Source organism: Flavobacterium flabelliforme (assembly GCF_017948675.1).
Classification (GTDB): domain Bacteria; phylum Bacteroidota; class Bacteroidia; order Flavobacteriales; family Flavobacteriaceae; genus Flavobacterium; species Flavobacterium pygoscelis.
The window spans coordinates 81,696-94,457 of sequence record NZ_JAGFBU010000005.1 but is presented as its reverse complement, the minus strand read 5'-3'; the positions used below and the strand labels follow the sequence as shown (position 1 = coordinate 94,457).

Genomic DNA, 12,762 nt, shown 5'->3' with positions numbered 1-12,762 from the left:
AAAATAAAATATACGCCATAAATGAAAAAAACAAATGCCTCCATTTTAATAATCGACGATCAAGAAGACATTCTTTTTGCTTCAAAAATGTTCTTGAAAAAACATTTTGAAACTATTTTCACCCTTAGCAATCCAAAAAATGTAGTCGATTTATTAGCTCAAAATACGATTGACGTCGTTTTATTAGACATGAATTACCGCATCGGTTTTGAAGATGGCAAAGAAGGTTTGTATTTATTGAAAGAGATAAAAACACTTTCGCCACGAACTGTAGTCATTTTAATGACGGCTTTTGGTAAAGTAGAAACCGCTGTCGAAGGATTAAAATCGGGCGCTTTTGATTATATTTTGAAACCTTGGGAAAATGAAAAATTGCTCGAAGTAGTCAAACAAGCCGTACACAAATCCCGTAAAGACCAAAAGAAATGCGATTCTAATTACTCCGATATTGAGTTTTTTACAGGAACTTCAGAAGTAATAAAAAAAGTTTACGCTGTGGCGGATAAAGTAGCCAAAACCGATGCAAATGTGCTGATTTTAGGTGAAAATGGAACCGGAAAATTTGTTTTATCACATTATATCTTTAGTCAATCCGAACGAAAGGAAAACCCATTTATTCATGTTGATTTAGGTTCTTTAAACACCAATATTTTTGAAAGTGAACTCTTTGGTTATGCCAAAGGTGCTTTTACGGATGCTAAAGTAGATACACCTGGACGTTTTGAAATGGCTCAAAATGGAACGATTTTTCTAGACGAAATAGGAAATGTGCCGCTTCATTTACAATCAAAACTACTGCAAGTTATTCAAACCAAAACAGTAACTAGATTAGGTGAATCGAAAGCTAGACCTTTGAACGTAAGGATTATTACTGCGACAAATTTGAATTTGAAGGAAGAAGTAGCTCACAAAAATTTCAGAGAAGATTTGTATTACCGCATTAACACGATGGAAATTATCTTACCACCTTTGCGAGAAAGAGACGCTGATAAAATACCGTTGGCAGACTATCTATTGCAAAAAATGAGTTCTAAATACCAGCGAGAAGCCATTACTTTTGACGAAAAAGTAATCGATGCAATCGAAAAACACGCTTGGAATGGTAACATTCGGGAAATGGAAAACAGAATAGAACGCGCAGTAATTTTATGTGAGAACAATACAATTACTGTTTCTGACTTAGATTTAGACCAGCTAACCGCCTACGAAGAAAATACAAACGATCACCAACTTTGGTCAATTGAAAAAAATACCGTTGAAAAAGCGCTCCTAAAAAACAACAATAATATCAGTAAAACAGCAGAAGACTTAGGATTATCAAGAGGTGCCTTGTACCGCCGTTTAGAAAAACATAACATTAGCACTAATTAATATGTTTAAATCTTTTAAAATTTACAATCTGCTTTTTGTACGATTGATTCTGATTCTTTTAATGAGTGCAATGTCTATTTTTCTATTTGAAAAAGAACTTATTTTTACTTCTACTTTTGTAGTTTTCATCGTAGTATTGCTTGTTATAGAACTTTATTTTCATGTTAAAAATGTATTTTCTATTTACGACAGAACCATTACTTCTATCTTAAAAAATGATTTTACTGCTGATTATTCAACTTATAGCGGCTATAAAAACTATGTAGAGTTATTTCATTTATATGAAAGTTTAAAACACAAACAAAAAGAAGAAACTTCAAAAGACATTGTGTATCGTTCGATTTTAAATAATATAGAAAGCGGTATAATTATTTTGCAGAAAGAAGCAAACGATTGGAGTATCTTTTTGATGAATGATTATTTCTCTAAACATTTTCAGGTTCCTAAGGTTTCCAAGTGGAAATATCTTAAAAATCAATTGCCGTCTTTGTGCCAGATCATTGAAGATCATCAATTTCAGGAACTTAAAACCTCCTTAGAAATACGTGTCAATCAGCAAGACAATCAAACTTTTGCGTTACAAACCTCAAGAAGTGAAATCTACAATCAAGATTATTTTATTGTTTTATTAGATTCTATCCAAAATGTAATTGAGAAAAAAGAAAAAGAAGCATGGATTAATTTGATGAAAGTCATTTCTCATGAACTTTTAAATTCGATCACTCCTATTCGATCGCTTTCACAAAATTTACAAGATTTAGTACAACAAGAAACCATTTCTACAGAAGATTTAGACGACATGAAAAATAGTGTCGCGGCAATGCTTAGACGCAGCGATCATTTGCAGCAGTTTGTAGAAAGTTACCGAAAATTAGCGATGTTGCCTTCTCCCAAAAAAGAAAAAATTAAGTTGCACGACCTCATTCACAATAGCCTACAATTGATGGCGCCACTTTTTAAACAAGAACAAATTGAGGTAATTAACACTATTGCTTTAAACCATAACTTAAATATTGATTTTCAACAAATAGAACAAGTTTTGATCAATCTGTTTACCAATTGCAAGTATGCTTTAAAAGAAGTGTCAAAAAAGCAAATCTATCTATCGGCTGAAGCTAAAGAAAACAGAGTTTTTATATACATTTCAGATAATGGAAATGGTGTTGAAAAAGAGATTGAAAATAAAATATTCTTGCCGTTTTTTACAACTCGTAAGGAAGGTGCCGGAATTGGTTTGACCTTGTCTAAAAACATAATCGAATCGCATGGTGGCTATTTGGCTTACCGAAAAGAGAATAACAAAACTACTTTTGTTATTTGTTTGGTTGATTAACAGTTTATCAAATAATTCTATAAAACCTCCAAAGAGCAACCTTTGGAGGTTTTTTTTTGTAATAATCCATTCATAATTTATATGATATTATTCAAAATAAGATTTTAGTATTAGATTTTTTTTAAGTCATTTTTTATCATTTACACACCACAAATAATGAGTAATTGTCTCAAAGTGGGTAATTTTTACACAGTGATAAATAGTAATAGTATTTGCAAGTGTTTGATTTACAATTAGAAATCGATTAGGAACAAAAATTGCTAAATATTTAAAAAATAATTACACATCATTTTAGTCCTTTACCATGAGAACACAAACCATAACACCCGCTGAAATTTTATTTGCTAATAAGGAAATAGTATCTACACCTAAAACTACCACTTCAAAAAGTGCTATTGCCAATCGAATTGTTTTATTAGCTACAATGCTATTATTGATTGGTGGTGCTGCATTAGTATATTATTTGCAACCGCATTTTTATAATTTTAATCAAAGCAGAATCAACTCTCCTATCGGATTAACATTTCTTATCATAACAACGGGTTTACTTGTATTTAAGGTTTTATTTTTACTATATAATGCTTACTTGTACTTACAATATAAGCCTATTGCCTCTGTCAGTGACGAATTATTGCCTACTTGTACCGTAATTGTACCCGCTTATAACGAAGGAAATTTAGTTTTTCAAACATTATTAAGTATTGCTAATAGTGATTTCCCAAAACATAAATTACAAATTCTAGCAATCGATGATGGTAGTAAAGACGATACTTGGTATTGGATGAATAAAGCAAAAGAACAGTTAGGAGATCAAATAGTTGTTTTTCAGCAACCGGAAAACAAAGGAAAAAGACATGCACTTTACCGTGGATTTAATTTAGGAACTGGTGAAATATTTGTTACTATTGATAGTGATTCAATTATTAAAACTGATACTTTAAGAAACTTAGTTAGTCCATTTGTAAAAGATGCCAATTGTGGTGCTGTAGCTGGAAATGTTCGTGTACTAAACAATAAAACTGCTATTTTACCTAAAATGCTGAATGTGAGTTTTGTAATGAGTTTTGAATTTGTACGATCTGTTGAAAGTCAATTAGGAAGTGTTCTATGTACTCCTGGAGCCTTGGCTGCTTATAGAAGTTCCGCTGTTTTTGAATGCCTTCCAGAGTGGATTAATCAAACTTTTATGGGAAGCGCATCGGATATTGGTGAAGACAGAGCAATGACGAATATGATTTTAAAACAAGGGAAAAAAGTACTTTTTCAAAGAAATGCACTAGTTTTAACAGACGTTCCAGAAAAATACCAAGGATTGTATAAAATGTTCATTCGTTGGGGAAGAAGTAATGTTCGTGAAAATCTGGCCATGGCCAAATATGTATTTACCGACTTTAAAAAGGAATCTAAAGCGGGAACTAGATTGTTATTCATCAATCAGTTTTTAACATTAGTAATGACCTACCCTTTTTTAATTTTTATGTTGTTTTTTATAGTGGTTCATCCATTACTTTTTATAAGTTCTACACTTTTAGGAATACTTATTGTGTCTAGTTTTCCTGTTCTTTTTTATGCTAAAAGATACAGCGCAGCAGAATCATTGTGGGCCTATGCTTATAGTGTTTTATATACTTTTGGTTTATTCTGGATTCCACCTTATGCCATTGCAACAGCAGGTCGTAGTGGTTGGTTAACTAGAGAGCTTTCTCAAAAATAAATTTTATATTGTAATTTAAAAAGCCACTTTTGAAAGTGGCTTTTTTTTGATTTAAAACGAAATTTTACAATAATTCGATCTTTTATAAAACTCATAAAATAAAAAAACTCCTTAATTTCTTAAGGAGTTTCTTGGTGGGCTGTCAGGGACTACAGTCGAACACTTGATACCAATTTTGACGTTTTTCGAAAACCTAAAATAGTATAAATGTGAAAACAGAAACGCCATTGTCTTCCAATGGCGTTGTTTGTCTTTGTGTGGTCCTTACGAACCTGTTTACGAACCATTTTTTGCAGGATTTAAAGAAATTATCAGTCAAATAATTTTGATTAATTTCATCTGTATTGTTATTTCATATATTTGCCTAATAAGAATGCCTAGCTAAATTAGAGCCGATTTTTTTATTGATTGAAATAAAAAATTTAAAAATAAAACAAGTACTACATAAATGGATAGTTTTAATTTTCTAAAAACCACTGCTATAATTTCTGTTTTTATATTATTACTTCTTATTTTATTTTTACTCACGGTTAAAACCAAAAAAAAACTTCCAAATCAACTTTTTGCATTCTATCTTTTTCTTACAGCTGTTGACACAAGTGGATTTTTTATTTCTGACACAATTATTAATATTCAACCAAATTTAGAAATATTTAGATGGACAATTATTTTGTTAAATATACCTCTATTCTATTTGTATGTGTTATCTCTTTGCTATACTGATTTTCAACTAAAAAGAAAACATTTACTACACATTACACCTTTTTTTATTCTAAATTTAATTTTAGTTTTTAGAATTTATTGGGCAAATGATCTTGAAAAGAAATATTTTTTTACACATCATTTCGAAACTGCTGAAATGATAATTTTTCAGTATATGATAGAGATACAATATATGATATACATTATTATGATTTTTGTTGTATTGAAAAAGTATAGACAAATCTATCTTGAAAATTATTCTTATTCTAACGATTTTGTTTACAAATGGCTGTTTCAAATTACCATAGTTTTCGTGGGTGTTCATTATTTTGCAACGTTCAAAAATATTTTAAGATATACAGATTATCATCAACTTTTGATATTTATTAATAGCTTTTTAGAAATCATTGCATTGGTAGCAATAAGTTGGTTTGTTATAAAAGCGCTCAAATATTCAGAACTTTTTAGAGGAATCAGAACTGAATTACAATTGGTAAAAGATTTTACAATAAAACACATACCCGAAACCATATTAAAAGAAGAAAAAAAGAAAAATAATACTTTAACTTTTCAAATCGAAATTCTAAAAAGATATATGATAGAAAAAAAACCTTATTTAGATACATCTCTAACATTGCAAAATCTCGCTTCACAAATGAATATGCCTGCTCGTGAATTGTCGATTTTGATTAATTCAAATATGAATATGCGTTTTTTTGATTTTGTAAATCAATATCGTATAGAAAATGCAATGGAATTATTGCGAAATTATTCTAAAAGTGATTTTACTGCCTTGGAAATTTTATACAAAGTAGGCTTTAATTCAAAATCATCATTTAACACTGCTTTTAAAAAATATACAGCTTTAACCCCTACAGAATATAGAAATAAATTTTCTAAAACAAATTAAAAAAAAACATTAACTCTTTTCAATCACTGATTATTTAGTTCGACTTTATAAAATCGGTCGTTTTTGGAAAGATAATAATTCAATTTTGTTCCCAATTAAAACAAAGACGATTTTGTCTAAAGGGGACATGCTGAAAACCAATTTTAGAGTAAGCAAAAAGAATTATGAAAACAAAAAAAACAATGTTCATTCTGGTATTGTTAACTTTTAACCTTTGTTGTTTTGCACAAGACACAATCCAATTGAAGCCTTATATTGAAAATATGAAAACAGTAGATGTTTTCATTGAAGGGAAAAAATATAATTTCCTCTTTGATACAGGTGGTGCTGATACGTTTATTTCACCAGAAATTGCAAAATCCCTTCATAAAGACATATACGGTAGCATAACTGGATTCAGGATGAGTGGAGAAATAATTAAGGCTCAAAAAGCAAATAATATTTCGCTTACAATTGGTAAAACAAACATATTACATCAAACGGTAAGCGTCTGGGATTTAATGAGCATTCTACCTAAAGATTTTGCAAGAATTGATGGTATTATATCTCTTAAATCTTTTAAAGAATCTATTCTTACGATTGATCTCTCTAAAAATATGATAATAATCGAGAATAAAGCTTCCGCTAAAAAGAGACTAAATGGAAAATCACCTTTGTTAACTAGATTTGCCAATGGTTTGGAAGGATCAGAATTGAATATATTTATTGGAATACCAAAGGCTAATAATATTTATTGGTTTCTTTTTGATTCTGGAAACAGCGGTCCATTACTTCTTTCAAAGGAAAGTGCAGAGATTTGGAAAGTTCAAAATGATAATGATGGAAATAACCAAGAATCGGAATTTATTATGGGTAAAAAAAATCTTAAGATAAAACCTTTCGTTAGAGACATTATATATGATGGAGTCCTCAATTTTGAAGCAATTAGTAGATATGTTTTTACTATTGATTTTAAAAACAAAGAGGTTTGGTTTAATTGAAAGCTTTCAGTTTGAGACCTTGCGTTCTTCGAATCTTTAATCTCTCTGGATTCAGGTGCTAACAGTTATTAGGAAAAATTTCAAAAATTGTACGAATCAAAAAAAACCTCCAAAATCAAATAACTTTGGAGGTTTCTGAATTATGGTCGGCTGTCAGGGGCTACAATTGAAAACCTTCTCCCTATTTTGACATTTTTTGAAAACCTAAAATAGTATAAATTATAAAAAAACAACGCCATTGTCTTCCAATGGCGTTGTTTGTCTTTGTGTTGACTGTCTGGGACTATAGTCGAACACTTGATACCAATTTTGATTTTTTTTGAAAACCTAAAATAGTATAAATTATAAAAAAACAACACCAATGTCTTCCATTAGTGTTGTTTGTCTTTGTGTGGATCGCAGGGATTACAATCTAACAACTTATACCTATTTTGATATTTTTTGATGCCTTAAAGTAAGACAGTTGATTATTCAAATCCAAATTATAGTAAAGCATGTTTATGATTAGCTTTATTTGTCTTTCTGCTGACTTTATTGATTATAATAAAATTGGTTAGAGTCTCGTTCTCGCTTAAGAATTCAAAAAAATATTGTATGTAAATCTCATTTAGTATCTTCAAATTCACTTTTTATTAATTAAGGGAATATAAAAGTCGAAAACTATATTAATTCCGATTAGCATTATTCGCTTGTCTAATTGTTTTTGGATCCGTTAAGTTAAAGCGGTAAACAAAACTAAGACGATAACGAGCTGCATTAGGAATACTGTTTTCAGTAACATAATAATCTGTTCCGGTTGTAGTGCTTTTATTTTGGCGTAAGTTAAAAGCATTGGTGACATCAAACACTAGAGTAGCTTTTTCTTTTAATAACGTTTTACTTAAACCAAAATCAAGAGACTGCAATGCATCGTTTTTTGTTTGCGCATTTTGTTGTTTACCGCGAAAGTTATAACGGCCCTGAAAACTTAATTTTGCAGGAAATTTAATCTGTGTACTCAAACGTCCTGTAAAAGTTTGGCCTTCGTAGTCAAGGTCTTCCTGCTGATAACTTCCCTTTTGATTAAAATGATAAAAATTCATTTCCATATTTACCTGCAGCCATTTTAGCGGATTATATAATGTGGAGAGTTCTATTCCACTTCGTATTTCATGCTGAATATTAATAGGCGTTGTATAAAATATATCATTTTCACGATAAGTAAAATCCTGAATATAGCCCCTTTCCCATTGGTAATAAACAGAAGGATTCAGTGTAAAAGTTTTCCATGTTTTAAGAAAAGCCAGTTCAAACACATCTGTAAACGATGGATTAAGATCTGGATTCCCAATATATTGAGAATTTATATCGGTCAGTTCGTTAAAAGGATATAAGGCATACAAAGGCGGACGATTTATACGCTTGCTGTAATTTAACTGTAAAGTCGATGTTTTAAACTTATAACTTAAATTCACAGTAGGAAACAGTCTATTGTATTTTTTGTCATTATTATAAGTGTTTTTTATATCTGTAATATCAATTTTGGTAAACTCATTACGCAAACCCAGCATATAATTAAATCTTCCATTCTTATTGCTGTATTGCGCGTAAGCGCTAGCAATGGTTTCATTGTAATTCATGTCGTTATCAATATTTTGATAAATATTCCAATCATTTCCTTCTTGCTGTTCAGCTAGAAAATTACTGGAAACTTTACGAATTTCTGTTTTAACGCCAAATTCAAATGCTGAAATACTATCAATAGGCTGTGTAAAATCACTTTGAACCAGCAAATCTTCACTGCTGCCAATTGAGCTCGTTCTAATGCTGGGATAAGTAAATCCAGTAGGATACAAACGCTGTGTTACAAGGTTCCAGTCTTTATCGCTGTTCCACCAGTCGTACTGAACATCGATCGTCCATTTTTTGACTGGCTGTTTAAACGTTTGCGTATAATTAAATTCGAATTGATTGTAATCTCTTTTTTCTAATGATTTTCCTTCTCTTGTCAAAATGCTGTCTTTTGCAGCAGCGGCATTACTGTAATCATACAATAAATGAGTTTTGTCATTGTCTTTTGTGGCATTTTTTAGAAAAGCGGCTGTAATGGTGCGATGGTCATCAATAAAATAATCGGCGCCAATGTAAATTAATTTACCATCGTCGTGGCGATCTTCGTTTTGTATATGGTTTAAATAGCTTGTTGTGCCGTTATTCACAGTAGCTTGATTGGTAGTATACAATCCAACATAATCAGAAGATCGGATGCTGAAATTAGAAAATATATTGATCTTATCGGATTTATAATTGATGCTCGGATTAAGGCGGCTGTCATTTGGGGAACCGGCAACCAGTCGTACCTGACCGCTAAAACCGCTTTTTTTGTTTTTTTTCAAGATAATATTGATAATTCCTGCCGAACCCGAAGCATCATATCTCGATGAAGGGTTGGCAATTACTTCAATTCTTTCAATTTGGTCAGCTGCGATTTGATCAAGAGCATTATTTTGGGTTAAACCCGATTGACGACCGTTAATCAATACCAATACACTGCTATTACCACGAAGACTTACCGATCCCGTTGGACTGACCGCAACAGACGGAACTCCATTTAAGACATCATTTGCAGAACCATTTTGCGAAAGCACATCTTTGCCAACTTCAAAAACTTTTTTATCCAGCTTTAAGCTGATGTTTGGTTTTTGTCCGCTAATTTCTACAGCGTTTAATTGTACAGCATCTGTAGATAAACCAATAATTCCCAATTCTATTTTCGATTTAACAGAAATAATTTCTAATGACTGCGCGTAATTTTGATATCCCATAAAGCTAAAAGAGATAGTCATTTTCCCAACTGGTAATCCTTCCAAAGTAAAAACGCCCTGATCGTCAGTAACACCAATTATTACTGTTTTTAAGTTGTTATCTTTTACTGAAACCGTTACGTATGGGAGCGTTTCTTGAGTTGACTTGTCTACTACTTTTCCGGAAATGGTAGTTTGCTGTGCATGCCCAAAAAGATGAAAAATTAAAATTAAAATACTAGTTATTATGGTTTTCATGTGTGCTGTTTTTTACAATGCAAGATTAGCTTATAAAATAAAATGCCGCCTTCTAAAACATGTCAACGGCTCCATGAGCTTTTGAAATGCATTTATCTATTCGATATTTATTATATCTTTATCTCATGTATCGTTTTACCTTTTTTATCGCTTTTTTACTGCTTTTGTTCACGTCCTGTGAACAGTATACTGATTACGTGAAATCGGATGTAACGTACAATACTGATGATGATTATGTGCTAGATTATTTGGGAAAACATGAAGATTCAATATTTAAAGTTCAGATACCTGTAGAGCTGATTAAGCGCGAAAAAAATGCTGGAATATTAGGTTTAAAGGTTAACAGTTTTGGTGCTTTTGATGTTTATTGGGATGGCGTTTTAGTGGGAAGTAATGGCAAAATGGCCCAATCAGGCCAGGCCGAAGTACCGGGAACAGAAATGACTTATTATCAAGTTCCTGAAAATTTAGCTTCTATTGGCAAACACATTGTAAAGGTAATCGGAACACAATCGCAATGTCGGGAGGCGCATCGCGGAATTAATGTTGAACTTGAAAGCTATTTAAGATTGCATCGCTCACCGCTTATTGTGATGTCTTTCATGAATCTTATGGCTGGCGCTTTTCTTATTGCTGCTATTTATTATTTTTTTCTATATATAAACAGTACTCGTAAAGAAGCCACAGTTTTGCTTTTCGGAATAATTTGTTTGCTTTTCTTCTGCTTATTAATAATAGAATATGTCAAATTTTATATAGACATACCGTATACTCAATATTATACCCGTTTAAAAATCATTGGCTGTCTTACTTTTTTTATATCGATGCTGGTTCCGTGGTATTTCATGTTGCAATTTGACTTCAAAAAAAAGCGATTGTTTTTATTTCTTTTGTTTTTCAGTCTTATTGCTATCTATATTATTTATTACGGTCATTATGATATAACCGCAATCTATTATAGTTATGCTATGTGTCTTGTTTCCCTTACTATTGCTACCGATGCAGCAGTCCGAAAAATAAAGGGCGGTTTAATTGTTGTCTTTGGTTTACTCGTGAGCGTGGTGGTAAATTATTTTATATTTTATGATTTTGGATTGTTTATCGCTTTCACGATCATCGTATTGTCTATGCTTTATCTTCATACTATTAGGGCCAAAGCGATCGAAGAAGAACATAATGCATCACTATTGCTTTCTTCAAGATTGCAGTTAGAACTGATTAAGAAAAATATTCAGCCACATTTTCTTCGAAATACATTAACTTCATTAATCGATTGGGTCGAAGAATCTCCACAGCAGGGCGTTGTGTTCATTCGCGCGCTGGCAGACGAATTTGATATTATGAATTCTATTGCCGAAGAAACACTTATTCCCATAAGAGAAGAGATTGCATTATGCCAAAAGCATTTGCAAGTAATGTCCTTTCGGAAAGAAATTTGTTATGATTGGGAGGAAAAAGATATCGATGAAAATGAAGAAATTCCTCCAGCAATTATTCATACTATTGTCGAAAACGGAATTACACACAGTCAACCTCCAAAACAAGCCTGTATCGTTTTCCGTTTGAGTTTTACCAAAGAAAAAAACTATAAAGAATATACGCTGTTAACCAAAGCCAAAAACCGAACAACAAGAAAAGACAAAAGCAGCGGTACTGGTTTTAAATATATCAAAGCCAGATTGAATGAAAGCTACGACGATAACTGGCAATTTAATTCTTTTGCTGTGGAAGAAGGCTGGCTGACAACAATTAAAATTTTTGATAAAAAATGAAGATTCTAATTATTGAAGACGAGGCTAGAATTGCCAAACGAATTGAAAGAATGACTCGGGATTTTTTCGATAAAGAAGTACACATTCTGCTTTGCGATTCAGTTGAAAATGGTTTAGCCACAATCGAAGAGCATTCGATTGATTTGGTGTTGCTTGATCTAAACTTAAATGGGGAAGACGGATTTGACATTCTTAAAACTGTTGTTGCGAGATCTTTTCAAACCATTATTATCTCTGCATATACCGATAAAGCCATAACAGCTTTTAATTATGGAGTATTAGATTTTGTGCCAAAACCATTTGATGAAAACAGGCTTTCTCAAGCTTTTTCGCGTTTCACATCTCCAGAAAAACAAGCCAATGGAGACATGCAGTTTTTAGCTGTAAAAAAAGCAAAAACAATCAAACTCATTTCGGTTAAGGATATAAGATACATTAAAGGCGCAGGAATTTATACAGAACTGTATTTATCAGACGGACATATTGAACTGCATGATAAAACTTTAGAATCACTAGAAAAATTGCTTCCATCATCATTTCAAAGAATTCATAAATCTTATATTCTTTGCTGGCATGAAGCCGATAAATTCGTTGTCGAAACAGGTGGAAAATACAATATATTACTTAAAAATGGTGAATTATTGCCAGTCGGCCGTTCAAAATATAAAGAAATACGGCATCGAATGATTTAAATAATAATATTTTCAAACAAATTATAGCAATATTAACATTACACTTTACAAGGCAAATTCCGCTGAGAGGGTTTTAATTTGTCTAATTTGTGATAAAATTTTATCAGGCAGTAAATCAAAAGGGCGTAATAAATATTACACTTATTATCATTGTTTTAGAGGTTGTTAGCGCCGTTTTAGTGCGGAAAATGCGAATGAAAAATTTCTTAAAGAGCTTGTAAAATATGCACCAAAGCAAGAATATAAA

Annotated in this window: 8 protein-coding genes; 7 read left to right on the top strand and 1 reads right to left on the bottom strand. The window is 31.6% G+C overall.

The window, feature by feature from the left end:
• The first annotated feature begins 21 nt into the window (after positions 1-21).
• The 5 genes from J3S90_RS12575 to J3S90_RS12555 all read left to right on the top strand — a co-directional run bounded on the left by J3S90_RS12575 (position 22) and on the right by J3S90_RS12555 (position 7,010).
• Complete coding sequence (locus J3S90_RS12575) at positions 22-1,371, top strand: sigma-54-dependent transcriptional regulator (protein WP_210646496.1); 1,350 nt, start codon at positions 22-24, stop codon at positions 1,369-1,371.
• A gap of 70 nt (positions 1,372-1,441) precedes the next feature.
• Positions 1,442-2,704 carry a sensor histidine kinase gene (locus tag J3S90_RS12570; RefSeq protein ID WP_317192544.1) on the top strand — a complete coding sequence of 421 codons (1,263 nt, stop codon included), beginning with the start codon at positions 1,442-1,444 and terminating at the stop codon, positions 2,702-2,704.
• A 304-nt stretch (positions 2,705-3,008) separates the two neighbouring features.
• Positions 3,009-4,418 carry a glycosyltransferase gene (locus J3S90_RS12565; RefSeq protein WP_210646494.1) on the top strand — a complete coding sequence of 470 codons (1,410 nt, stop codon included), beginning with the start codon at positions 3,009-3,011 and terminating at the stop codon, positions 4,416-4,418.
• Between the two features lie 895 nt (positions 4,419-5,313).
• The gene (locus J3S90_RS15985) at positions 5,314-6,030 is read left to right on the top strand and encodes a helix-turn-helix domain-containing protein (protein ID WP_236023954.1); all 717 of its coding nucleotides are present in this window, start codon (positions 5,314-5,316) and stop codon (positions 6,028-6,030) included.
• Positions 6,031-6,293: 263 nt separating this feature from the next.
• On the top strand, positions 6,294-7,010 hold the full coding sequence (locus tag J3S90_RS12555) for a retropepsin-like aspartic protease (RefSeq protein WP_210646492.1): 717 nt from the start codon (positions 6,294-6,296) through the stop codon (positions 7,008-7,010).
• A 665-nt stretch (positions 7,011-7,675) separates the two neighbouring features.
• On the opposite strand, the gene J3S90_RS12550 is transcribed toward J3S90_RS12555, so the two are convergent.
• Positions 7,676-10,051: an outer membrane beta-barrel family protein gene (locus tag J3S90_RS12550; RefSeq protein ID WP_210646491.1), complete on the bottom strand. Its 2,376-nt coding sequence runs from the start codon at positions 10,049-10,051 to the stop codon at positions 7,676-7,678.
• 125 nt (positions 10,052-10,176) lie between these two features.
• Here J3S90_RS12550 and J3S90_RS12545 point away from each other — a divergent pair, with 125 nt between their 5' ends.
• A complete protein-coding gene (locus tag J3S90_RS12545) occupies positions 10,177-11,823 on the top strand; it encodes a histidine kinase (protein WP_236023953.1) in 1,647 nt (548 codons plus the stop codon).
• Entirely contained in the window at positions 11,820-12,515 is a 696-nt protein-coding gene (locus tag J3S90_RS12540; protein WP_210646489.1) for a LytR/AlgR family response regulator transcription factor, read from the top strand. The genes J3S90_RS12545 and J3S90_RS12540 overlap by 4 nt, the downstream gene beginning before the upstream one ends.
• The last annotated feature ends 247 nt before the right edge of the window (positions 12,516-12,762 follow it).